Raw genomic sequence first — 21,817 nt, 5'->3', positions numbered from 1 at the left:
AACCGATACAGCTTTGCGAGACAGCGGTCTGACTGAACGCAAGTAAACTTGTGGGTGTGGCCGTCAGGCCAGTTTGTTGGGTGTAGCCGCAGCCTGTGTCTGGGCCACCCGTGTCCGCCGGTTCTTAATGACGCGGCGGCTGCCAGCCAGGCCGAGCCAGCCGACAATGGCTACGCCCAGCGCCCATACCCATTCCAGCATCCAGCGAATGATATTGATCGCGCCCTTGAAGGCCCGCAGCGATGTCTTGCCGGTCAGCTCAATGATGCCGCGTGTCTTGACGCCGAGGGTCTTTGACATGTCGGCCACATTGTCGAGGTCGCGGGTGTTCTTGACGTATTTCATCAGCCGCACGCTCTCAGCGGGACCGACGGCTGTCCGCATGCCGTCCATGCGGGCGAGCACTGGAAACAGTTCCGCGCTCTTGATGTTGTCAGCGTAATTGCCGATCGCCCGGCGCGTGGCATTGGGATTGGCCAGGGACACGTCAGACAGGGTGCGCCGCAGGGCGGGGAAGTCCACGGCGCGCGACACCAGCTGTCCCAGTTCCTGAGTGAAGGACTTGGTCATTGTGCCGGCCTTCTTGGCAACCTTAAGCAGGGAGACGCCGACACGGGCGGGCAGACCGCCCCCGGCACTGGCAACCGTGCCCGCGGTCACGGCAAGGCCCACGACGGAGAGGCCGAGAATGACTTCACTGTATTCTTCGCCCGCCACCATCTTGGAGCCTTCGCCGCCAATATCGCGGAGGTCGCCGATGACGGTGAGGTCAGAGGTCACAGCGCCTGCAAAGGCGGCGCTGTCGCTGCCTTCACCGGAGACGAAACCTTCAAAGAAATTGCCGGTGTTGCGCAGCACGACGGCTGTCGTCGTCTGGGAAGCGGCAAGGGCGTCAGCAGTCTGCGGGCTGAGAGGGCGGTTCATATAGGCGGCGACTTCCGCATACATTTCCGCGTCATCCTGGCGGCCGTCTTCCAGCGCCTCGAGGACGCGACCATCCAGTTCGTCGGGTCCAACGACGGCGTTGAGTTCCTGCAGGATCAGGGTCTCTGCAGGTATCTGGTCCACATACTCGTCCAGCAGTCCGGCTTCGAGCGCCAGAATGGCACCGCCGGGAATGACAATTGCCAGGAAAACCAAGAGAAACGCACGCATTTTACCCCTCCAAGACATATCGAGAATGTCTGGGACCCCCACACTTGCCCAAGCCTGCGGTATTGCGGCGCGGGATGCAATGAAGAGGCGTCCTAAGGCTTAACGCCTGTGCGGCGGGCGGGTTCCGGTGCCGGGGTGGATTAACCTGCCTGTTTCATCTTTTCGAGCATGGCGCCCATGGCGGCATGAACCGCCTGGACCGCCTGCAACGGACGGATCATCACGCGGAACTCGGTGATCTTGCCTTCGTCATTGCAGGTGATGATGTCGACGCCGTTGACATATTTGCCATTCATCTCGGTTTCAAACTCGAGCACGGCATGATGCCCGGCCAGCACTTCCTTGGTGTATTTGAACTTGCCTGCGTTGTCCGCCGGCTTGCCGTCGTCGCCTTTGGCCTGACCACCAAGTGTGCCGCCTGCAGCGCGCAGATAGGCGAGGGTGATGTCCTTGCCATGCTGGGGCGTGAAGACGACCGGTGACAGGAACACGCACTCATCTGCGATCAGATCCTCAAGGCCACCGGGCTTCTTGTGGATGATGTAGTCGTGCCAATCGGCGATGCATTTTTCGATCATTTCGGGTTCCTGACGTTCTTTGAGTTGCCGGACTCTACCTGAGCCTTGCGGGTTTAGGGCGCTCAAGATTGAACAGTCGGCGGATCGTTTGCGCACACATAAATGAACACGTTCTTTTTTCTTGCAATAATGAACATGTTCATTTATTCATGTCTCCAGAAACGAGATGCCCACAGCTAGGGCCATGTGAGGAGCGGTATGATGAGCGACAATCCCAAAGTAGATGACGCCTTCGTTGAGAAGTTCATGCGGTCGGTAAACACGCCGCTGGAATATGGCGTGTACTTCCTGTTTCACGATTACTGGGAAAAGGCTCCCCAGAGCGCAATCGATGCTTATGTAGAGGAGCTTCACAAAATTCCCGGCATCAAGGATGTGCTCGAGGAGGGTTACATCGCCGAGCCGCTCAGCCTGGACCGGCTGAAGCAGTGCGCGCCCGGCACGCTTGGGGCGGGGTACCTCAAATTCATCATCGACAACAATCTGGAAGCAAATCTCGGCAAGAACTATCGCGCCTTCAATGAAGAGCTGAAGGCATCCGGCAAGCTTGACCGGTTGCCGGATGAGCTGAGCTACATGATGGTGCGCGGGTTTCAGACCCATGATTTCCATCACGTGCTGACCGGATATGAAGCGACCATCTATGGCGAACTGGCGCTGGCCGCTTACTACCTCGCGCAGCTTCGCCAGCCCTATCACGCGTTCCGCGTGGCGGTGACGACGGCGCATACAGCGTTTCTGGCGCCGGGCTTCATCACCGAGGGCATGGATGCATTTACGGATGGCTGGAGCTTTGGCCGCAATTCGAAAAACATCTATTTCGAGCGCTGGGAAGATGAAATCGACACGCCACTTGAGGTGCTGCGAGAGCGCTTCAACCTGACGCGTCACGCTATCGCCGCCTGATCAGACCAAGATGCCGAGAACCCCTGCGACCGAGGCCCAACGGCACGAAGAAAGCAGCCGCATTCGTGATGCGGCGGGAAAGATCTTCGCCGAAAAGGGCATCACCGCTATTTCCGCACGCGCGGTGGCGAAAGAAGCAGGGGTGTCGGTCGGCAAGATCTACGCCTACTTCAACAGCCTCACGGAACTCATGCAGTCCCTGTGGCAGGGGCGCGTGCAGGGCTTGGCCAACACGCTCCATGATCTGGCCGGTGACATAGATGATCCGGTAGAGCGTATACGGAGCATTCTGGAAACCTACGTGTCCTTCGCCCACACCAATCAGGACCTGTACAAGGGTGCTTTGATGTTTGTGCGGCCTGACGAGCTGCCAACGCCGGAGCAGGATGCGGCAGAAGACTTGCCGATCATGGACCTGTTGATAAAGGCCGTTGCCAAAGGTCAGGCGGCGGGCTCCATCCGTGCGGGGTCAGCTGTTCGCATGGCGCAATTGTTGTGGGCGGGTGTGCATGGGGCGCTGGCCTTGCCGATCAATATCGACAGATTTGCCTTCAAGGAGCGCGATCATCTCACCAGCGACATGGTGGATGCCTTGATGGAGCATATGCGTCCTGCGGCTTAACCGGTCTGCCCGGCACATCTGCTAGCCAATGCGCCCGCCATCATCCTTGCGGATCATCACGATCGAGGGGCGCGGCGGCATGTCCGGCTGAAAGTCCGGCCAGCGGGTCATCGGGTCCTCAAAATCAGACGCGCGGGCATGCCCTTCGAACGCAAGGGCGCCATCGGTGCCGGGGTGCTGAACGGCGACAAACAGTGTTTCGCCATCAGGGGTGAAGCAGGGGCCGCACATTTCTGCACCAACAGGCACCCGGTAGAACATGGCGCTCGTGGCGCGGTCCTCGCCCTGGGTGCCGACACTCCACACACCGTCGGCAGTGCCGGAGATTTGTGGCCAGCCGCTGCCCTGATCGGTCGTCACCCACAACCGGCCTGCGGGATCGACCGCCAGGTTATCCGGGCAGGCAAACCATCCGTTGCTGGTGGTGGCTTCCGAGAACTGTGCTCCGGTGACGGGCACCGACGGGTCGCCGCCTTTGACCAAGATGTTCCATGTGAACGTGTCGGCTGAATGGTCGCCATCAGGCGGCGTCATCTCGACGATCAGGCCCCAATAGTTGGGCGCACGGTCATGCACCGCATCCATCTGTGATGGCCCGCGCCTGGAATTGTTGGTCAGCGCCACATAGACCTTGCCTGTGACCGGATTGGGTTCCACATCCTCGGGCCGGTCCATGGGCGTTGCCCCCAGCAGATCAGCGGCGCGCCGGGTCTCGATCATTACATCCGCCTGGGTGTCGAACCCGTTGTCCGCGGTCAGCGGCCCCTGTCCGTGGATGAGGGGCATCCAGGTCAGTGACCCGTCATCGCTGAATTTCGCAACGCTGAGCACTCCTGAATCCAGCAGGCCGAAATTCGACGTCCGGTCATCGGTGTTGACGGTGCCGTCGGTCACGAACCGGTAGAGATAATCAAAGCGCTGGTCATCGCCCATATAGATAACCAAACGGCCATCCTTGTTGGTGATGCTTTCCGCACCTTCGTGCTTGAAGCGACCCAGGGCCGTGCGCTTGACGGGTGTCGAGGTGGGATCGAGCGGATCAACTTCGACGACCCAGCCAAAGCGGTTTGCCTCGTTGGGTTCCTTGTTGATGTTGAACCGGTCGAAATGGCGCCCCCAATCGTAGCCGCCGCCCATGGCCACGCCATAGCGGCAATAGTTGCGGGCTTCAGGGTGGCTGGCTTCTCCCGCGGCACAGGCGGCCTCCAGGTCACCTGCCGTGGCGCCTTCGCGCTCCGCGTCATCCAACTCGCCGAGGAAATAGAAGTGGAAGTTTTCTTCCGCCATCAGGTAAGTGCCATAGGGCGTGATGCCGCCGGCGCAATTGTTGAGCGTCCCAATGACGCGTGTCCCCGTCGGGTCGGCATTGGTCTGCATGCGTGGATGACCTGCTGCCGGGCCGGAAACATCCATGGCTGTGGAGCGGGTGGTGATGCGGCGGTTGAGCTTGCTGTCGGCAACGACGCGCCATCCCCCGTCTGCCATCTGTGCAATCTCGACGACCGACCCACCATGGGCAGCCATTTCCGTGTCGGCGAGTTCCTTGGGGCTGGTATTCCTCAGGTCATAGGGGAACATGATGTCCCGAGAGGTGAATTCGTGGTTGATGCAAAGCGCACCACGTGTGCCGTCGTCATTCAGGGGCACGAACCCCACATAGTCGTTGTTGTAGCCAAACTGTTTTTCCTGGGCATCCGCATCTGCGGCGCCGGGTACGAAGGCCGGGGCGTCCGCCAGCACCGGGTCACCCCAGCGGATCAGGATGTCGGCTGAGTACCCCGGCGACACCACATTGTCGGTTGAAACGCCATGGCTGATCTCCGTGAATTGCGCCAGCGATCCCGGTGCCGCTGTCGGCGCAGACGGGGCGGTGGGGGCAGCGGGAGTGGCCGCTTCCTCTTCACCACAGGCGGCCAGAAGGGCTGCAGGAGACACCGCAAGTGCCGTGTAGGTTGTTGTGCCCAATGCTCCTTTGAGGAACGCACGACGGCCCATGCGCGCAGCAGCGACCTCGCCGAAGGTCGCAACATTGGCGGGGCTGGAGCGCTGGTCCTCAGTGGGTTCAAGAGCGATGCCGCAATTTATGTCTGTCGGGTCTGATATGGGCATCGGGCACTCCAATAAGGCGAAAAACATCGAGATCGGTGAAGAGTAACGTGTTCATGTGACGCCGCTGTGTACCGACGGCATAACGCCATTTGAAAGGCGAGACGCGTTCCAAAAGAAGTGCCACAATTGCACGGAATCGACACGGTAAAATAGCACGCCGCAACAGGCGTCCAGGGAGACCTCATGGCAATCTACGAACTCGACGACCTCAAGCCGCAGCTGCCCGGTGACGGTAATTTCTGGGTGGCGCCCAGTGCGTCCGTCATGGGCAATGTCATCATGAAGCCGGATTCGAGCGTCTGGTTCGGCGCCACAGTGCGGGGCGACAACGAGCCGATCACCATTGGCGAACGCTCCAATGTGCAGGATGGGTCCGTGCTTCATTCAGACCCCGGCATGCCGCTCACCATCGGGCCGGATGTCACCATCGGCCACATGGTCATGCTGCACGGCTGCACCATCGGCGAGGGCTCCCTGATCGGCATCGGGTCCACGGTTCTCAATGGCGCGAAAATTGGCAAGGGCTCGATTATCGGGGCGCATGCCCTGGTGACCGAGGGCAAGGAAATCCCCGATGGCGTTCTGGCGGTCGGGTCACCTGCAAAGGTTGTACGCGAGTTGACTCCCGAAGACAGCGCAGCCCTCAAACTGTCCGCCCTGCATTACGTCGAAAACTGGAAGCAGTTTGCCAAGACCATGCGCAAGTTGGCGGACTGATCAAACGGCGCTAGGGTTGGAAAAAGCCATTCAACAAACGAATTCGGGAGGTGCTGATCGTGAGCGAAGCACATGATCTTGGACAAGCGTCTGATACAGGGGCATCCAACGAGGTGCTGTATGACGTGACGGACGCCATTGCGACCATCACGCTCAATGCGCCTGAGCGGATGAACACAATTTCACGTGAGATGCTGTCGCAACTGACGGCCCTTCTTGTGCAGGCTGAAGAGGACAACGATGTGCGATGCGTCATCCTCACTGGCACCGGCCGCGCGTTCTGCGCCGGGCTCAATCTTGAGGAAGCCACCGGCGGGGGCGGCATCAGTGGTGGCATGAACAGCAATAAGGTCAGCGCCACGCTGGACCTGCGCAACACGCCCCCCACCGTCATGCAGGCGATGGACACGCCCACCATCTGCGCCGTCAATGGCGGGGCTGCCGGCTACGGCATGGATACGGCTCTTGGCTGCGACATCCGTTTGATGGCCGACACTGCCAAGCTGGCGGCGGCTTTCACCAAGCGCGGCGTGGTGCCTGAATCCGGCGGGACCTGGTTCCTGCCGCGGATGATCGGGTGGGAAAAGGCGTCTGAACTCATTTTTACCGGCCGCACGCTTTCAGCTGAAGAAAGTGTCGAGTGGGGCCTTGCGTCCCGCGTGGTCCCGGCTGCCGATCTCATGGGGGAAGCCCGCAAACTGGCGCGGGAGATTGCTGACAATGCCCCCTTGGCGGTGCAGGCTTCCAAGCGCATGATGCGGATCGGACTTAATGAGACGTTCCCGGATCATGTGCATCACGTTTACCTGCAGCTTCTGCCGCTGATGCGGTCAGAAGACATGAAGGAAGGCATGATGGCGTTCCTTGAGAAACGCAAACCCGAGTTCAAGGGTCAGTAGGAGTTTTCGGTTGCGGGTTAGGGTCATCACGTCTCGATTGCTGGCTGTCGTGGTGGCAGGCCTGTTGCTGCTTCCGGCTGCCCATGCGCAATCCGGTGGCACTTTCTCTGGCCGGTATGTTGGCTTTGCCCTGAGCGAGGGGGTGGTTGCCAGCATTGCTGAGGACAATGGCCGCGTTGTTGGTCAGTACACGGATTCAGCAGGCAAGGTATTTGCCCTTAACGGCCAGCGGGTCGGCGAGGGCGCGCAGGGTTTGCTCGAACGTGACGGCGTCAAGGCGTTCTTCCAGTTTGAGTCCCGGCCGCTGGGCATTCAGTTTCTCTACATTCCCTCCAGCGATACGGGTCGTCCTGACATGGCCAATGCGCTTCAGACTGCGCTGGCACGTGACAATGTGGACGTGGAAACGCTGCTGGGTCAGGCACCGCGCCCGGCCGGCAATGGAGCTGTTGTGCTGCTTGAGGGGGCAGAGGGTGAAGAACTGGCCTCGCAATATGCTGATCTTGCGCCGCGCGAGCGGGAACTCATCCGCCTGTTTGATCATGTGCAGGCGCATCTGACCGGGCGGTTGTGCAGCTCCGTCAAGGCGGGTGACCTGTCTGAGACCCACCGTGCGGTTGCTCTTGCACTTGAGCGGCAGCAGGCGGGGTGCAGCGCCATCTCCACCCTGAAAGACCGTGCTGTTGCGTCGGACAATTATGACGACTTTGAAACCCGCCTGGCCATCCAGCAGGAACTGCTGACGACGACCATGTCCTGCAATGCGGGCGACAACAACGCCGAGACCTGCCAGACGGCAGGGGCCATGAATGCTGCGATGTTTGAGCAGTGGCGCCGGGCAGCTGTCATCTATGCCGAAGTTGCAGACCGTGGGGGCACGGGTGCTGCTACACAGTCTGCACCTGCGGGGCCCCTCTCCTTACGCGGCGGGGTGGGTGACAATGCTGCGTCCGGTGTGCCGGTTCCCGGCGCGCGCCCGGACCGGTAAAGCGCTACTGCGCAACCAATCCTACTTGTCCTGCTTCCAGACCTGTCTGATCTTTGCGTCGGTTTCCGGGCCCATGTTGAACCAGGCTGTGCGGTTGCGCGTGGCGTCCACGACAAACAGCCGGTCGCTGCCGCCCAGATGCTGCGTGAGCAGGTTCACGACTTCCGGTGCGCCGGAGGGCGTATGTACGACCCAGACATTTGCTGAAATCTTGTAGGCAGGTCCCAGCGACATCAACGCGTTTTCAAGTGGGCCGCTTGAGCGTGATTTCACATCGGTGATGATGACGATGTTGAAAGACGTGGGCTGGTCGCGTCGATCGGTCTGCGTCTTCTTTGATCCAAACCCCTGCGGCCCGCCTCCCGACGGGGACGGCGTGTCCATCTCCTGGCGCACCTGCAGGAGTTCCGTGTCAGCTGCCGAGAAGAGTTGGCTTAGCACCGGGTCCTGCGCTGCGGGCATCCATTCTTCTTCACCTGCCGGCTGGCCGGTGCGGGCGAGCATGGAGTGGGCTACGACGCGGCCTTCCCGCACATAGTCGCGCAGAGCGTGACCCGTATAGGGACCATAAATGCGCCCACTGACCTGCAGCACCCAGCGCCCGTCGAACGGATCGTCGAGGCTTGCATCTCCCGGACTGTGAGGCGCGTCGGTCATAGGGATGTGTGTTTCTAGATCCAGCTGGTTGGATCATCGACCGGTTTGGCATCCGCAAGTCTGATCCAGCCTTTGACAATCCGGTAGATGACCCAGATCGCCAGAGCGAAGAAAAGTATGAAGCCGATGCCGATGATCAAAAGCAGTGTGCAGATGATCCCGTAAAGGAGCGACATCCAGAAGGTGCGGATCAGATAGGTGAAATGGCTTTCAAGATAGGTGCCCTTCACGTCTGGACGACGCACATAGGCGATCACAACACCGACGATGGCCGTCAGCCCGTTGAGGAAGCCGACGGCGTACAGGCCATAGGTGATGTGGGCCATCAGCGGGTCAGGCGCGCTTGAGGGCTCCTCGTGAACCGGAGCCGCCGATTGGTTTGGGTCGGTCATGGGCGCTTCTCCGCTTGCTGTCAGATGCACGTATGAAATCTGCACCGAATCAATTCAGATGCTTCGCCAAAAAGAATAGGGAAGCTCCGACGCAGGGTCCATCGGGCTTTTTGTGTGCGCATGTAGCTTTGCGTGCGTCGCAGGCTTGAAGCGGCGGGGCCTCCGTCGCACTGTGCCCGCGAACGTGGTGTGCGCTTTGGGCTTCCAGGCGCGCCACGCAACGTCATGCGAACAATCAACATACGGAGCGCCCCCATGAGTGATGCCTTCAATAATCTTGAGTTTTCTGCCGCTGAACGCGACGGCAATGTGCTCAAGGTCACGATCAACCGTCCCGACCGGATGAACTCGCTGCATCCACCAGCCAATTTTGAGCTGGAGAAGATCTTTGATGCTTTTGAGGCTGACGATGATCTTTGGGTTGCCATTATCACCGGTGCCGGCGACCGCGCGTTTTCTGCGGGCAATGACCTCAAATGGCAGGCAGAAGGCAACGCGATTGAAGTTCCCAAGACAGGGTTCGCCGGACTGACCGCACGCTATGGCATTACCAAGCCCGTCATTGCTGCGGTCAACGGTGTTGCCATGGGCGGTGGGTTTGAAATTGCCCTGGCCTGCGATCTCATCATTGCGTCAGACAAGGCGACCTTCGCGTTGCCGGAACCCAAGGTGGGGCTTGCTGCTCTTGCTGGCGGATTGCACCGGTTGCCGCGCCAGATACCCGTCAAGCAGGCCATGGGCATGATCCTTACGGGTCGTGTGGTACCTGCGGCTGAAGGTCAGACGCTGGGCTTTGTCAATGAAGTCGCTCCGCATGCGGAGCTCATGGACGTGGCGATGAACTGGGCCAAGCAGATTGAAGCGTGTAGCCCGATGTCCATTCGCGCCTCCAAGCAGAGTGTCTACGGCGGTCTGGATGAGGCAAATCTCGAAAAGGCAGTGACGGGCAAATACGATGCGGTGCACGCACTCTTCAAGAGTGAAGATTTGATCGAAGGGCCGATGGCGTTTGCCCAGAAGCGCAAGCCTGTGTGGAAGGGTCGCTAGACTTTAACGTCAGGTCAAAAAACCGGGAAGGCCGACACCGCTGTCCGGCGGTATCGGCCTTCTTTAGTTTGACCTCGCTGTCCGGCGGGGTCGGGTATTGATCCAGCTGTCCGGCAGGATCGATCGGTTTCGTGGCAGAAAACCCTCCGTCGGGGTCGGCGCTATTAGAGGCCCGAAGTGCCCTCCGCCACGAAGTTGGAGCTCTGGGTAGAAGCAGTGTGGGCAGCGGTCTGGACGGACGTACCTTCACCGTTAAGCTTCACCCAGTGCATTGGGTGCTGGCGGGACTGACGCATCAGCCAGGAGTAGGGGGCCTTGTCGAAAGACACGATACCCATTGCCAGGTTGTCGAGAACAAGGTCGCCCTTGTCGGTTACGACGGTGAGCACGGCATGACCCTGGCCATTCCAATGCTTTACAACAGTGATCAGAAGGGCGTCGGCAGGCCAGCCTCGCGCAATAAGAGCGCGGCGTTTCTCAAGCACATAGTCCTCGCAGTCACCGGCTGAGTTGATGGCATAGCTCCACCACTCAATTTTCTGCACAAGGTCGATGTCTTCGACCGGACGGACGGTGCGGTTGAAATAGGTGTTCACCTCGTTGAGCTCGCGCCACTTCTGCGGCGTCAAAGTCACGTGAGACAGGTTCGCTGTGGTCGCGGCACCTGTCGATGCAGTGGTAATGCCCGCGTCCGGCTCACAGTCTTCGCGGTGGCGAAGGCAAAAGCCGATATAGCCGATTGGCGGACGTGCCCGGTCGCCTTCCACCATGGTCCTGGCGGACTGACTGGTGGCAGGCATGGCTGCGTTTGAAAACTGAGCCGGCGCGTTAGGCGAAGCCGAACTGCCGGTGGTCTGACATGCGGCAAGTGCGAATACGACTGCCAGCATAAGTGCGCTGCGTAGAATAAACATTGAACCAACCCCTTGGTCACTCTGAAAGATGTGCAGAGGTTGCGCTTATTCCTTTTCTATACTTCTGATTTCCGCATCTGTATTTAAGTAGATATAAGTATAAATCCCATCTATATTTATCTACATATCGCGCTAATTCAGATTAGATTGTACTTCGATTTTTATGGTGTTTTGTGCCGAATTGTCCCTACGCTCAAAACGCCATGGATTCAGCCAAAAACAGCATGGGTCTAGGCTGAGCCGGCGCCAGTATACTTGGGGCGGGGCACGCATCGCGGACGCTGAAACTGCGAAAAGGCGCGGTCCTGTTGGGGACTCGCGCCTTCAAAAAAGATGCAAAAAACTGGAAAAAAGTTTCAGCCGGTCCGGTCTGAGGGTGATCTCACACCCTCAAAGGGGCATTTTCAGCCCCAAATAGGCTCAGGAACTGATCTGCCAGGAGCCATCGGGCTGCTTGCAGGCGGTGCCCGTGTCCTTCACCGGGCGTCCTTCCACATATATCTCCTGTTCGAATGTCCGGCACTCAAGACCTTGGGCATTGGTGTAGGCCTCTCCGGGGCGCACATGGCCGTAATTGCCGCTGTCCTGATTGCTCCAGGCCACGTCTTCGCCGGTTTCCAGGGACTCATAGGTGGTGTCTTCGACATATTCCTCGTCTTCACAGGTGAGGTTCTTGCCGAGCTGGTTGCCTGCGATGCCGCCAAGCACCACGCCGCCAATGGTTGCGGCGGTTTTGCCGCCACCGGAACCGAACTGAGAGCCGAGCCAACCACCCAGGGCCGCACCGGCGATGCCGCCGACAATGCCGCCGGTATTGGTGTCGCTGCATTCCGCGCGGGCTGGATTTGGCGATGCTGCGAGGATGGCTAAGGCGCCGAAAAGGGCCAAAAACCCGGTGGTCACCGACTTGAAGCTCAAGGTCATGGTCTTCTCCTAAGCGTGAACAGTCATGCAGACGCGTTATTCTACTCCAGTTTGGCGACATTTTGCCCGGCAATCGGGTCTCGGGTCCGTGTCAGGCCTGGCTAGAAGTGAAAAGCGGCGGAAATCGAGCCGAATTCGTCCCAGGCGTCCTGTTTCACGAATTCCTTGCTGCGCCAGATATTTGTAAAGCTGACGCGGGCCGGGCCGATGGTGACAGACAGGCCGGCCTGGAAGTCAGCCACCAGCGGCTCTTTTTCCACCCGGTGGCTTTTGCGGAAGGTATTTCCGTCCAGAAAGATGTTGCGGGCCACCGCGCGCACTTCCGTTCCGGCGAACAACTGCCAGTCGATGCTGTCGCTTGGCTCGAAATAGGCCGATCCCGGCAGGCTCGGGCGTATGCGCGGCACGCCGTCGGTTGATCTCAGATCCGTCCCCACCCGCAGCGTGGCACCGGCGACGGCATGGGTGAAAATGTTGCCAGCCGAAAAGCCAAAGTGTGGCGTTGCGTCTGCCTCAAGACGAAACGGCAGCGCGTCTTCAATCCATTGCACATCGATGGAGCGCGGCAGGCGGCGTTCATAGGTGAGGACGATGCCGGGCTCATTCTTCAGCTGGTTGCTCCAGCCGCGCGGTTCCACGGTGTCGATCCAGTCGTGCCAGGTGATCTGAACATCATCGGCCTGTGACCATGGACCGACGACACCGATTGCAATCTCAAGGGAATCGATGCGTCCCGGCTCCCCATCGCAGCCATCATGGAAGGCAACAACACCAAGGCCCATGTTCAGCCAGCCCGCATAGGGCCGGTCATCACGTTGCAACGTGGGAACCGAAATGTCGTCCGGGGTGAAGATGGACTGCCCTAAAGAGACGGAAAATTGCATCCGGTCGCTTTGGCGAAAGCCCGGCGTGCCGTCGCCGATATCCTTGAGGATTTGCGGCACAGGGCCGGCAGATACGAGGGAGGCAGCGGTACCGTGGGTGTAGTTGCGGTCTGCGCCATTGCCGAAAAGATCATTTTCAATCTGGACGGACGCAATGCTGTGGCGGTCTTTGCCACAGGTATCCGACGCCGCGTGTGCGGGCGTGGCGGTTACCATCATGGCGGCCAGCAGCGTGAGGCTGGCAGCGGCAGTCAGGAAAGGGGCCGCCAGCAATGGGGCAGAATGAATCGATGTCATAAGTCGGACGCTACTGGCCTGACGCCTGATTGGTCCAGTGGCATTTTTGTGGCCGCGAACGAGACGATGCCGCAGGCCTCACTCACACGGAGGCCGTCGATACGCGTTCAGACGCACAGGCGGCTACATTGTCTGATGAGACGGCTCGAAATGGCGCATCACGGCTTTGGGCGTTGGTGCCACTTCGGCGAACTCCACGGCAAATCCGTTTTCGTGGTGGCGCACCACGCGACCGCGCATGCGGCCAATTTCCACATACACACCGATGGTGGGGCGCAGGTGGGTTTCAACGGAGGCACCGCTCAACGACATGTCGATGATCTTGCAGCTGCCCGTTGACCCGTTGGCCAGGGTGAGTGTGGTGGGCTTGTCAGCCGCGTCCACCCGGGGGTGGCGGCGGATTTCTTCAAGGGCGGCCTGGTCGCCATTGGCGACTTTGGCCAGCATCGCGGCAAAGCGCTCTCGCTTTGGCGGTGTCATTTCAAGCTCGAGGGCAAAACCGTCTTCGGCACTGCGGACAACCACGCCTTCAAAGCGGCCGAGTTTGTCTACATAGGCAACGACGCGCTCTGATGGGTCAGGCCGTGTGGCGAAGGCATCAAGTTCGATGTAGCAGCCACATGCGGAGATGTTGGACACCATGCCTTCGTATTCGCCGCCATCGGGCATCAGGCAACGCGACGTATAGCCAACGGGAATCCGCTGATATGTGCGGCGCTCGTCGTGCTCGATGTCTGCCATGCTGCCCATTGTGTCGCTCCCGCCCAGTTGGGCGTTGTCGGTGAATGTCGGACCGTCATGGTTTCATGGAGCGGGTTAACGGCAGGTTGCATTTGCGGGTAGAGATTTTTGTGGCGAAGGCGTCCGGGTGTCCCAATATGTGGGTTTGAAATCAGAACGGGCTTCGCATGGCGGCGGGCCTGGATTTGCAGGGTAAGCAAAGCGTTAACGGGTCGGGCCGCCAACCAGAGCAGGGGAAAATCGAATGAAGATCGAAAAAGGTTCAGTGGCGCTCATCGTCGGTGTGGGCGCGTCCGAAGGTATTGGCGGGGCCATTGCCCGGCGCGCAGCCGCGGAAGGGCTGCACGTCTATGTCGCTGGTCGTACGCAGGCGAAGCTTGATGTTGTGGTGAGTGAAATTGAAGCCGCAGGCGGCAAGGCCACGGCGATTGTCGCGGATACGACCCAGACCGCTGACGTGAAGCGGATGTTCGATACAGCAGAGCAGGGTGCGGGCAAGCCTGACCTTGTTGTCTACAACGCGGGCAATAACCGCTTCAGCGCTCTGACGGACATGTCGGACGAGTTCTTTGAGGATCTGTGGCGCCTGTGTGCCTTCGGTGGCTTCCTGGTCGGCCGCGAAATGGCGCAGCGGGTTCTGCCGGAAGGCGAGGGCGTGCGCGACACCCAGGCCACGCTCATCTTCACCGGGGCAACCGCATCCATGCGGGCGCGGCCACCCTTTACGGCATTTGCGTCCGCAAAGGCTGCCGAGCGCGCTCTTGCCCACGGTATGGCCCGCGAGTTCGGCAAGCGCGGATTGCATGTGGGGCACGCTGTCATTGATGGCGGCGTTGATGGCGCCCAGCTCAAGTCCCGCTTTGCGGAATACCTTGAAGCCAAAGGCGAAGATGGCGGCCTGAACGTGGATGCTGTCGCGGCGGAATACTGGAACCTGCATATGCAGCATGCCAGCACCTGGACCCTTGAGCTCGATCTTCGTCCGTATAAGGAAGAATTCTAGCGGCTGCCATTTGGGCCCGTCTTCCAGAAATTTGCAGTCGACCCCATAGCGAAACATTGCGATAGTGGTGTTCAGGTGTGTTTGGTTGTGAATTGGCAGGGATGGAGACGGGCGTGGAAAAGTATCTTGGTTGGACACGGTCACTGGCGGTGATCATTTTGGCGTCGGCGTTGTCCACGCAAGCAACATATGCAGATGAGCGAGCCGAGAAACTTCAGCTGGCTGAGGAAATGATAGAGCTGAGCCAGGCGGGCAATGTCACCAAAGGGATGATCGATACGCTCGTTCCGCTGCAGGTTGCCGGCATCAAACGTCAGCATCCGCAACTTACAAGCGACCAGTTGGCGATTGTCTCGGATGTCATGTCCGAAGAGTTGAACGGTGTGGTCGAGAGTGTTCTGTTGATTTCAGCTCCCCTGTATGCAGATACGTTCACCAAGGAGGAGTTGACAGACTATGTCGCGTTCTACAGATCCGACAGTGGACGTCGGATGATTGAGGAGATGCCCGCACTGACCCAGAAGGGGATGCAGTTGGGCATGCAGGCCATGCAGTCGCGGATGCCACAAGCCATGGAGAGGCTGAAACAGCGGCTCTCGAAGAAGGGCATCAAGATATAGGTCTGCCCGCCGCTGGCGCAGTGCTGCATAGGGGCGGGTCATTTGGGGCATTGTTTCCCTAAATTCCGGCCAATTCTGCCATTGGCCTGCTTTGCCAGCGCTGATACTGTCCCCGCAATTACGGTTAACGCCTGCGTTGGGGATCAATAAGAACATGCGTCAGCTATTTGGTTTGAATATTCGGCATGCGGCCTTTGTGGCGATTGCTGTGTTTCTGTCTTCCTGCGCCAGCTACCAGCTGGACGATGCCCGTGAAATGACGCCGTCGGGCGATCCTTTCACACAGGCGCTCTATGACGCCTATCTCAATCATTCGGCCCGGGCCTACGAAGAAGACAACGAAGAGCTGTCCAACGCCTTTGCGTCGCGCGCCATTGCCGCAGCGCAGGGAACGGTTGTTGCCCCCGTGGTGCCGGTGTCCGGTGCTCTTCAGCCAGGCAGGGGCTCAATTGCCACGTTTGACGCGGCGCGCAGCCGTCTGACGAGCGCATTGTCGTCCGGCCGCACATCCGCGCCGGCGCAGGCCGCCAACGCCCAGGCCGCTTTTGATTGCTGGTATCTGCGGGCGATTGATCCAGACTCCGATGCCGCTGCGGTGTCACGCTGCCAGTCGGAATTCAATTCAAGCATCGCCGCACTTGAAGCATCGATCGCACCCCCGCCGGTGCAGGTGACGCTCCCAGATCCGGCCACCTTCACATCCTACTTCGGCTTTGATGAGTGGTTCCTGCGCGCGGACGCGCTGGACGTCATCGGTGCTGCCATGGAAACCGCACGCACCGGCGGGCACGGCGAGATTGTTCTGGGTGGCCACACGGATACATCCGGCAGGGCGTCCTACAATGATGCGCTGTCGCTGCGCCGCGCAGAAGCTGTGAAAGCCACCATGATCGAGCTGGGCGCGCTGCCTGATGCGATCCGTGTAGTGGCTTATGGCGAGACACAGCTGGCTGTGCAGACGGGCGACAATGTCCGCGAGGCGCTTAACCGCCGGGTGGAAATCCAGCTGGTTCCGTAAGGCTGCGGGCGGAGTTCCGCCCGCTATTGACGCTGCGTTGAATAGAACTTGACGCGGGCGTCACTTTTTACGGTATTGTCACTTATGTGATTTGGCGCGGCTGCTCGAAATGGGCAGCCGCGTCGACTATATGGCGCGTAGGGCGGCGCGGCTCATTTGGGACAGCCAAAGAGTAACGCGCGCCTTTGCAGTAAAGGCAGGAAACGATGGAAGCGTTTGATTATGTGATTGTGGGTGCGGGCAGCGCGGGCTGTGTGCTTGCGAACCGTCTGAGCGAGGACGAAGGCGCCCGGGTGCTGATCCTGGAAGCCGGTCCCAAGGACAAGAACACCTTCATTCACATGCCCGCTGGCTATTCCCAGATTGTCGGCAGCAAGAATGAAAATAACTGGGGCTACGAAACGGAAGGTCAGACGCATCTGAACAACCGCAAGCTCTACTGGCCGCGCGGTCGCGGGTGGGGCGGGTCATCGTCCATCAACGCGATGGTTTATACCCGCGGTCATGCGCGCGACTACGATTTGTGGCGTCAGCTCGGCAATCCGGGCTGGGCCTATGCGGACTGCCTGCCGTACTTCAAGAAAGCCGAACGCTCCAACCGTGACGACACGACGTTCCACGGTCAGGAAGGCCCCTTGCACGTTCAAAAATCAGTTCGGACGAATGATATCCTGATGGATGTGTTTGTCGAAGCTGGCCAACAGGCCGGTCATCCGGCTACGGACGACTTCAATGGCGCGCAGCAGGAAGGCTTTGCCCGCTACGAACACACAATCAAGGGCTCCAAGCGCTGCTCAGCTGCGCAGGCCTATCTGGTGCCGGCGCTTGACCGCGACAACCTCGTGGCTGAAACGGGCGCGCATACAACGCGTATCCTGTTCAATGGCAGCAAGGTTTCCGGCATCGAATATGTGCAGGATGGTGAAACCAAGCAGGTGCAGGTGGACAAGGAACTGATCCTGTCCGGCGGTGCCATCAATTCGCCGCAACTCCTTTTGCTGTCTGGCATTGGTGATGCCGACTATCTGCGCAAGTGGGGCATGAATGTTGTGTCCGACGTCAAGGGCGTTGGGCAGAACCTGCAGGATCACCTGGGTGTTGTCAGCCAGTTTGAATGCACGCAGCCTGTGACGCTTCATCGGGCTGCTTCTCCAATCAACCGCATCAAGGCAGGGCTTTCCTATCTGCTGTTCGGCACGGGCGACGCGTCTTACCCGCCAACTGCGGCCGGCGCGTTCTTCAAGACGCGGCCTGACCTCGATCTGCCGGATATCCAGCTTCATTATGTGAGTGTTGCCATGGGTGATCCGCACGGTCGCGACGGCATTACGGACAAGCACGGCTTTTCCTGCGTCATGTATCCAACGCGGCCTGAAAGCCGTGGATACCTTGCGCTCAAGTCGCTTGATCCACTGGACGCACCACTGCTGCAGCCGAATTATCTCGAATCTGAAAACGACCGCCGCGCCATGCGCGACGGCATTCGCCGCACGGAAGAAGTGTTCCGCCAGCAGGCCTTTGACCAGTATCGCGGTCAACGGCTCAAGCCACCGGCAGACGTCAACACCGACGACGAGCTGGATGCCTGGATCCGTGCAACAGCTGAAACGCTCTATCACCCGGTCGGGACCTGCAAGATGGGCACCGACGACATGGCGGTTGTTGATCCGAGCATGAAGGTGCGGGGCGTTGAGGGTCTGCGTGTGGTGGATGCCTCCATCATGCCGACGCTGGTCGGGGCAAACACCAATGCGCCAACCATCATGATTGCGGAAAAGACCGCCGACATGATCCGTGGCCGGTCTGCGCTTGCGCCTGAAAATGTAAAGATTGCCGAAGACCGCGAGGCAGCAGCAGCTGCTGAGTAGGTTTATTGCGCAGGTATCGGGCCCGAACTGTCTAAAATTTGAAATTGATTTTAGTCCAGTTCGGGCTGCTGCCTTATCTTGCCCTGTAGTGTTTGGTTGTAGTTTCTCCTGAATGGAGGAATTCCCACGTTATGGGCGATCAAAAAGCAAAAACATCAGGCACGCGCGGGCGCATTCGGACGCGGTCGCCGCTTGGTCCTGGCGTAGGTCTCAAAGCCGCACCGGCGAACGCCATGCCGTCAAGCGTGGTGGCAACGCAGGAAGGCCCGGACGAACGCAGTCTGCGCATTGCATTGGCGCGTCACCGGAACTTCATCACCGGGCGCAAAGGTGGTCAGCGGCTGGTCCTGTCATTTCAATGCATTGAGCATATGGATTTCCGCGGTGCTGATTTGCGGGAAGCGGAATTTGTCGGTGTGAGCGGTGACGGCGCCCAGTTTGATGGCGCAGATCTGACGGGCGCCAATTTTTTCAGTGCCGAATTCACCGGTGCGTCTTTTCGCGGCGCCAATCTCATGCGCGCTGATCTTCGCGGCGGGACATTTGCCCGCGCGGATTTTGAGGGCAGCAATCTTGAAGGCGCCGACATTCGTGACGGCATGATCATGGCGCGGGATGGCGGCGGCAATCTTGCCTACTTCAATGGCATTGATGCCAGTGCTGATATGTCAGGCGCGACCCTGCGGGAAGTGAACTTTGAAGGCGCACGTGTTGTTCGCGCGCAGTTGAGCGGCACGGACCTGACGGACGCAAATTTCACCAATGCCAAGCTGCGCAAGACGCAACTGTGCGATTCAAATCTCTCAGGTGTGATCTTTACCGGTTGCGACCTGACTGATGCTGACCTGTCGGGCTGCTGCCTGCGTGGTGCAACGCTTGTGGGTGGCGTGCTGGACGGAACGAACCTTCAGGGTGCTGATCTTACAGCCTCTCAGGTTACCCGCAGTGAGTTGACCCATGCAGATGTGACCGGTGCCATCATCCCTCAAAAACGCACCGCCGACGGCGAAACCATCGAAGACATGATCCAGGACCATGGATTGTGGGTGGCAAGTCTTGGTCAGCATGGCCGCCAGCTCAAGGCGCGCGGCATTGATGCGACCGGCCTTGAAGCGGCGCGGGCAAAACTGCCGGCTGCCGACATGCGCGACACGGTCCTGGCGGATGCCAACCTGTCTCACGTGAACCTCACCATGAGCGACCTTGAAGGCGCGCATCTCAGAAAGGCCCGCATGGCTTTTGCTGATCTGCGTGGTGCAAAGCTCTCCGGCATCAAGGCCAATGGTGTTGTGATGATGAATGCTGATCTTTCGCCCATGCCCATCGGTGGCCTTGGCGGCAAGAAGTGGCCGGTGCGGGCCCATGGCGCGGTCCTATCGGGCGGCGACCTTCGCAAGACAAACATGCGCGGCATTGATCTCACCGGCGGGTCCCTTTTCAAGACCGATCTGCGGGACGCAGACCTGACCGGTGCCATTCTGGTGGATGTTGATTTGCGCGGCGCTGACCTGCGTGGAGCCACACTCAGTGGTGTGGACCTGCGAGGCGCCAAGGGTGCGGACGAACTTCGCGTTCAGCTCATCGACTTTGATGATGAACTGGTGATGCCCGCCGCGTCCTAGGTGCGTGGCGGGAGCTGCTCTTGCGCGAGTGAAATTGCCCATTGCAGCAGTTCCAAGGGGACATCTTTCTCAAAAAGCGTAACGCGCATTTTGTGCGTCTCATCGGAGTAAAATACTTCGATGACCGGTTCCGCTGGCTTCAGATGATCAGCGACCTCAATGAACATACCGTCCCGGTCCACGTCACTTCCGCGAATGTAGCTATATTTTTTCCCGCCGTATTGCATCGCCGCCGCCTTTAGCTCTGCCAAGAGTAGTAGACAGTTTACTCAAGTAAATACCAACGTAGAAACGTGTCTCACATCAGCCTGACGAGCGAGGGCGTGAGCCTGCTAATTGTCTGTCTTGACCAGCCGCAGGTACGGGCGCACTTCGCGAAACGCGATGGCGGGTGGTGCGTGGGGATTATCTTCCACGTCCAGCTCGACACGTTCCGTCATGGGAATGGTCTCGCCTTCTTCGGCATCCAGCACTTCGATGGTTTCAGTCCACTGACGCACGATCGGGTCAGTGCCGAGCCAGAAGGGATCTTCCAGCGGGGCGACGCAGCCCAGGACGCGGGAGAGGCGGCCGTTTGATGCGGCAAGCGGCAGAAGCAGAAGTTCAAAGCGCACATTGCGTTCGCGCATGCTCTCAGCAGCAAACTCAACCAGCACAGGTTCAGCGTTGCCGACAACGCGCTCCAGCAGGCTTGTCACCGTAACGCGGCTTTCGCCGTGCCAGAGGGACGAAAACTCTTCGTTGCGCAGTTCAAAGCCATAATTGGCGCACAGCGCCGTGCCTGCCAGGCGGAAGGTGAAGACGCCGGGCCGTTCGAGTTCCAGAATGAACATCTCGGGCAAATGCCGTTTGATGTCGCGCGGTTCAATCTCGTCGCGGCGCGGGGCCTGTCGGCCGGCAGACAACCGGTACCAGTAAGCAAGGAGGTCTCGTGCGGCTCGCGTTTTGGTCATTGGATACGCGCTCTTTTGGCTGTCGGCTTTCCCAAGTGTCCTAAGAAAGCGTCCCTGATTGATCCGATGGGCTTATCCGGGACACTTCCGTGCCGCTGCGGCACAGAAAAGCCCCCGATTGGGCCCGTTGGACGTAAAAGAGCACACGCCATGCCAGCCCCGCGTCGCAGTGGGGAGAGCCGTGGGATAAGAGTGATTTTTCTGTGGAAAAGGCCGGAAGGGCCCAGAAAACAGCGGTTTTTGCGTTACTCGCTGTCTTTGCCCGGGTGCCGGGTGATGCCGTCGGGCGGGGTGACCACCACGGATTTATAGTAAATCGGCTGGTCAGTGGCCGTATCGATGATGCGCACTTCCAACGGGGCCCCGGTTTCGGCGCTGTTGAAGCGGATGGGGGCGGGGGTGTCGCCGGCCGTCTTCCATTTGTTGCCCCATTGGGCCAGCGCCATCAGGGCGATGCCCAGTTCCTTGCCCTTCTGGGTCAGCACATACTCATAGCGTGGCGGACGGTCCTGGTACTGGACACGTTCCAGAATGCCATTGGCTTCCAGATGGCGGAGGCGGCGCGTCAGAATATTGCGGGCGATGCCGAGGCGCTCCCGAAAGTCCTCAAACCGCCGGTAACCGGTCAGGGCCTCACGGATAATCAGCATTGTCCACCATTCGCCGATGATCTCCAGCGACCCGGCAAGTGTGCAATCAGAGTTGGCAAAACTGGTCCGGCGCACCCATGTATCTCCTTAACGGGCATTTCCCGCAGTTTTTTGGGGAATTTTGTGTCTAGTACGTTGCATGAAGCAACCTACCATGACAACCTAAGTTGCGTGGTGCAACTGACTATCCGGATCCGCTGTGGTCCGGTTGCGGTTGCCCAGCGTAACTGACCAGTGGCTGACGGCGGCATGT

The 21,817-nt window shown here is 59.4% G+C and carries 23 protein-coding genes; 11 read left to right on the top strand and 12 right to left on the bottom strand.

Annotated features, from left to right (window positions below):
- Positions 1–63: 63 nt before the first annotated feature.
- Both BN1012_RS16875 and BN1012_RS09100 read right to left on the bottom strand, forming a co-directional pair.
- Positions 64–1,155, bottom strand: a complete 1,092-nt coding sequence (locus tag BN1012_RS16875) for a hypothetical protein (RefSeq protein ID WP_052534964.1) — start codon at positions 1,153–1,155, stop codon at positions 64–66.
- A 140-nt stretch (positions 1,156–1,295) separates the two neighbouring features.
- Positions 1,296–1,733, bottom strand: coding sequence for a nuclear transport factor 2-like protein (locus BN1012_RS09100; RefSeq protein ID WP_043949370.1), 438 nt, complete (start codon positions 1,731–1,733; stop codon positions 1,296–1,298).
- 201 nt (positions 1,734–1,934) lie between these two features.
- Between BN1012_RS09100 and BN1012_RS09095 the strand changes: the two genes are divergently transcribed.
- Together BN1012_RS09095 and BN1012_RS09090 are read left to right on the top strand one after the other, a co-directional pair.
- Complete coding sequence (locus BN1012_RS09095) at positions 1,935–2,639, top strand: Coq4 family protein (protein ID WP_171815940.1); 705 nt, start codon at positions 1,935–1,937, stop codon at positions 2,637–2,639.
- A 10-nt stretch (positions 2,640–2,649) separates the two neighbouring features.
- Positions 2,650–3,261 carry a TetR/AcrR family transcriptional regulator gene (locus BN1012_RS09090; RefSeq protein WP_043949368.1) on the top strand — a complete coding sequence of 204 codons (612 nt, stop codon included), beginning with the start codon at positions 2,650–2,652 and terminating at the stop codon, positions 3,259–3,261.
- 21 nt (positions 3,262–3,282) lie between these two features.
- Here the strand turns inward: BN1012_RS09090 and BN1012_RS09085 are convergent, their stop codons facing one another.
- On the bottom strand, positions 3,283–5,370 hold the full coding sequence (locus BN1012_RS09085; protein WP_043949367.1) for a PhoX family protein: 2,088 nt from the start codon (positions 5,368–5,370) through the stop codon (positions 3,283–3,285).
- Between the two features lie 183 nt (positions 5,371–5,553).
- Between BN1012_RS09085 and BN1012_RS09080 the strand changes: the two genes are divergently transcribed.
- Genes BN1012_RS09080 through BN1012_RS09070 form a run of 3 tightly spaced genes read left to right on the top strand, consistent with a single transcriptional unit; the run spans position 5,554 to position 7,974 of the window.
- Positions 5,554–6,087 carry a gamma carbonic anhydrase family protein gene (locus BN1012_RS09080; RefSeq protein WP_043949366.1) on the top strand — a complete coding sequence of 178 codons (534 nt, stop codon included), beginning with the start codon at positions 5,554–5,556 and terminating at the stop codon, positions 6,085–6,087.
- 59 nt (positions 6,088–6,146) lie between these two features.
- Positions 6,147–6,986 (top strand): enoyl-CoA hydratase/isomerase family protein, encoded by an 840-nt coding sequence (locus BN1012_RS09075; protein WP_043950867.1) that lies wholly within the window; start codon positions 6,147–6,149, stop codon positions 6,984–6,986.
- Between the two features lie 10 nt (positions 6,987–6,996).
- Complete coding sequence (locus BN1012_RS09070; protein ID WP_145973443.1) at positions 6,997–7,974, top strand: hypothetical protein; 978 nt, start codon at positions 6,997–6,999, stop codon at positions 7,972–7,974.
- 21 nt (positions 7,975–7,995) lie between these two features.
- Here the strand turns inward: BN1012_RS09070 and BN1012_RS09065 are convergent, their stop codons facing one another.
- A complete protein-coding gene (locus BN1012_RS09065; RefSeq protein WP_043949364.1) occupies positions 7,996–8,631 on the bottom strand; it encodes a hypothetical protein in 636 nt (211 codons plus the stop codon).
- Between the two features lie 14 nt (positions 8,632–8,645).
- On the bottom strand, positions 8,646–9,023 hold the full coding sequence (locus BN1012_RS09060; RefSeq protein ID WP_043950866.1) for a DUF4870 family protein: 378 nt from the start codon (positions 9,021–9,023) through the stop codon (positions 8,646–8,648).
- 255 nt (positions 9,024–9,278) lie between these two features.
- On the opposite strand from BN1012_RS09060, the gene BN1012_RS09055 reads away from it, so the two are divergent.
- Positions 9,279–10,070 (top strand): enoyl-CoA hydratase-related protein, encoded by a 792-nt coding sequence (locus BN1012_RS09055; RefSeq protein WP_043949363.1) that lies wholly within the window; start codon positions 9,279–9,281, stop codon positions 10,068–10,070.
- A gap of 164 nt (positions 10,071–10,234) precedes the next feature.
- Here BN1012_RS09055 and BN1012_RS09050 read toward each other — a convergent pair whose 3' ends face one another.
- The 4 genes from BN1012_RS09050 to BN1012_RS09035 form a co-directional block, all read right to left on the bottom strand.
- Entirely contained in the window at positions 10,235–10,984 is a 750-nt protein-coding gene (locus BN1012_RS09050; RefSeq protein WP_043949362.1) for a transglutaminase-like cysteine peptidase, read from the bottom strand.
- A 420-nt stretch (positions 10,985–11,404) separates the two neighbouring features.
- Complete coding sequence (locus tag BN1012_RS09045; protein ID WP_052534957.1) at positions 11,405–11,908, bottom strand: RT0821/Lpp0805 family surface protein; 504 nt, start codon at positions 11,906–11,908, stop codon at positions 11,405–11,407.
- 101 nt (positions 11,909–12,009) lie between these two features.
- Positions 12,010–13,089 carry a lipid A deacylase LpxR family protein gene (locus BN1012_RS09040; protein ID WP_052534954.1) on the bottom strand — a complete coding sequence of 360 codons (1,080 nt, stop codon included), beginning with the start codon at positions 13,087–13,089 and terminating at the stop codon, positions 12,010–12,012.
- A 123-nt stretch (positions 13,090–13,212) separates the two neighbouring features.
- The gene (locus BN1012_RS09035) at positions 13,213–13,839 is read right to left on the bottom strand and encodes a PilZ domain-containing protein (RefSeq protein ID WP_043949361.1); all 627 of its coding nucleotides are present in this window, start codon (positions 13,837–13,839) and stop codon (positions 13,213–13,215) included.
- A 235-nt stretch (positions 13,840–14,074) separates the two neighbouring features.
- Here BN1012_RS09035 and BN1012_RS09030 point away from each other — a divergent pair, with 235 nt between their 5' ends.
- The 5 genes from BN1012_RS09030 to BN1012_RS16870 all read left to right on the top strand — a co-directional run bounded on the left by BN1012_RS09030 (position 14,075) and on the right by BN1012_RS16870 (position 19,961).
- Complete coding sequence (locus BN1012_RS09030; protein WP_043949360.1) at positions 14,075–14,833, top strand: SDR family NAD(P)-dependent oxidoreductase; 759 nt, start codon at positions 14,075–14,077, stop codon at positions 14,831–14,833.
- A gap of 113 nt (positions 14,834–14,946) precedes the next feature.
- The gene (locus BN1012_RS09025; RefSeq protein ID WP_171815939.1) at positions 14,947–15,453 is read left to right on the top strand and encodes a DUF2059 domain-containing protein; all 507 of its coding nucleotides are present in this window, start codon (positions 14,947–14,949) and stop codon (positions 15,451–15,453) included.
- Positions 15,454–15,607: 154 nt separating this feature from the next.
- On the top strand, positions 15,608–16,471 hold the full coding sequence (locus tag BN1012_RS09020) for an OmpA family protein (RefSeq protein ID WP_043949358.1): 864 nt from the start codon (positions 15,608–15,610) through the stop codon (positions 16,469–16,471).
- Positions 16,472–16,677: 206 nt separating this feature from the next.
- On the top strand, positions 16,678–18,339 hold the full coding sequence (locus BN1012_RS09015) for a choline dehydrogenase (RefSeq protein WP_043949357.1): 1,662 nt from the start codon (positions 16,678–16,680) through the stop codon (positions 18,337–18,339).
- A gap of 131 nt (positions 18,340–18,470) precedes the next feature.
- Entirely contained in the window at positions 18,471–19,961 is a 1,491-nt protein-coding gene (locus BN1012_RS16870) for a pentapeptide repeat-containing protein (protein WP_052534950.1), read from the top strand.
- Here BN1012_RS16870 and BN1012_RS17560 read toward each other — a convergent pair.
- The 3 genes from BN1012_RS17560 to BN1012_RS08995 form a co-directional block, all read right to left on the bottom strand.
- Complete coding sequence (locus BN1012_RS17560; RefSeq protein ID WP_145973442.1) at positions 19,958–20,212, bottom strand: hypothetical protein; 255 nt, start codon at positions 20,210–20,212, stop codon at positions 19,958–19,960. The two genes, BN1012_RS16870 and BN1012_RS17560, sit on opposite strands and share 4 nt — an antisense overlap.
- A gap of 81 nt (positions 20,213–20,293) precedes the next feature.
- Positions 20,294–20,914, bottom strand: a complete 621-nt coding sequence (locus tag BN1012_RS09000; RefSeq protein ID WP_052534947.1) for a PAS domain-containing protein — start codon at positions 20,912–20,914, stop codon at positions 20,294–20,296.
- A 245-nt stretch (positions 20,915–21,159) separates the two neighbouring features.
- Positions 21,160–21,639: a winged helix-turn-helix transcriptional regulator gene (locus tag BN1012_RS08995; RefSeq protein WP_052534941.1), complete on the bottom strand. Its 480-nt coding sequence runs from the start codon at positions 21,637–21,639 to the stop codon at positions 21,160–21,162.
- Positions 21,640–21,817: the final 178 nt, after the last annotated feature.

Source organism: Candidatus Phaeomarinobacter ectocarpi, from assembly GCF_000689395.1.
Classification (GTDB): Bacteria; Pseudomonadota; Alphaproteobacteria; order CGMCC-115125; family CGMCC-115125; genus Pyruvatibacter; species Pyruvatibacter ectocarpi.
This window is presented reverse-complemented; position numbering and strand designations above follow the sequence as displayed.

Bases quoted from the DNA above. Each gene is read 5' to 3' on its own strand.
- BN1012_RS16875 (WP_052534964.1), bottom strand. From the start codon at position 1,155: ATGCGTGCGTTTCTCTTGGTTTTCCTGGCAATTGTCATTCCCGGCGGT.
- BN1012_RS09100 (WP_043949370.1), bottom strand. From the start codon at position 1,733: ATGATCGAAAAATGCATCGCCGATTGGCACGACTACATCATCCACAAG.
- BN1012_RS09095 (WP_171815940.1), top strand. From the start codon at position 1,935: ATGAGCGACAATCCCAAAGTAGATGACGCCTTCGTTGAGAAGTTCATG.
- BN1012_RS09090 (WP_043949368.1), top strand. From the start codon at position 2,650: ATGCCGAGAACCCCTGCGACCGAGGCCCAACGGCACGAAGAAAGCAGC.
- BN1012_RS09085 (WP_043949367.1), bottom strand. From the start codon at position 5,370: ATGCCCATATCAGACCCGACAGACATAAATTGCGGCATCGCTCTTGAA.
- BN1012_RS09080 (WP_043949366.1), top strand. From the start codon at position 5,554: ATGGCAATCTACGAACTCGACGACCTCAAGCCGCAGCTGCCCGGTGAC.
- BN1012_RS09065 (WP_043949364.1), bottom strand. From the start codon at position 8,631: ATGACCGACGCGCCTCACAGTCCGGGAGATGCAAGCCTCGACGATCCG.
- BN1012_RS09060 (WP_043950866.1), bottom strand. From the start codon at position 9,023: ATGACCGACCCAAACCAATCGGCGGCTCCGGTTCACGAGGAGCCCTCA.
- BN1012_RS09055 (WP_043949363.1), top strand. From the start codon at position 9,279: ATGAGTGATGCCTTCAATAATCTTGAGTTTTCTGCCGCTGAACGCGAC.
- BN1012_RS09050 (WP_043949362.1), bottom strand. From the start codon at position 10,984: ATGTTTATTCTACGCAGCGCACTTATGCTGGCAGTCGTATTCGCACTT.
- BN1012_RS09045 (WP_052534957.1), bottom strand. From the start codon at position 11,908: ATGACCTTGAGCTTCAAGTCGGTGACCACCGGGTTTTTGGCCCTTTTC.
- BN1012_RS09040 (WP_052534954.1), bottom strand. From the start codon at position 13,089: ATGACATCGATTCATTCTGCCCCATTGCTGGCGGCCCCTTTCCTGACT.
- BN1012_RS09035 (WP_043949361.1), bottom strand. From the start codon at position 13,839: ATGGGCAGCATGGCAGACATCGAGCACGACGAGCGCCGCACATATCAG.
- BN1012_RS09030 (WP_043949360.1), top strand. From the start codon at position 14,075: ATGAAGATCGAAAAAGGTTCAGTGGCGCTCATCGTCGGTGTGGGCGCG.
- BN1012_RS09020 (WP_043949358.1), top strand. From the start codon at position 15,608: ATGCGTCAGCTATTTGGTTTGAATATTCGGCATGCGGCCTTTGTGGCG.
- BN1012_RS09015 (WP_043949357.1), top strand. From the start codon at position 16,678: ATGGAAGCGTTTGATTATGTGATTGTGGGTGCGGGCAGCGCGGGCTGT.
- BN1012_RS16870 (WP_052534950.1), top strand. From the start codon at position 18,471: ATGGGCGATCAAAAAGCAAAAACATCAGGCACGCGCGGGCGCATTCGG.
- BN1012_RS09000 (WP_052534947.1), bottom strand. From the start codon at position 20,914: ATGACCAAAACGCGAGCCGCACGAGACCTCCTTGCTTACTGGTACCGG.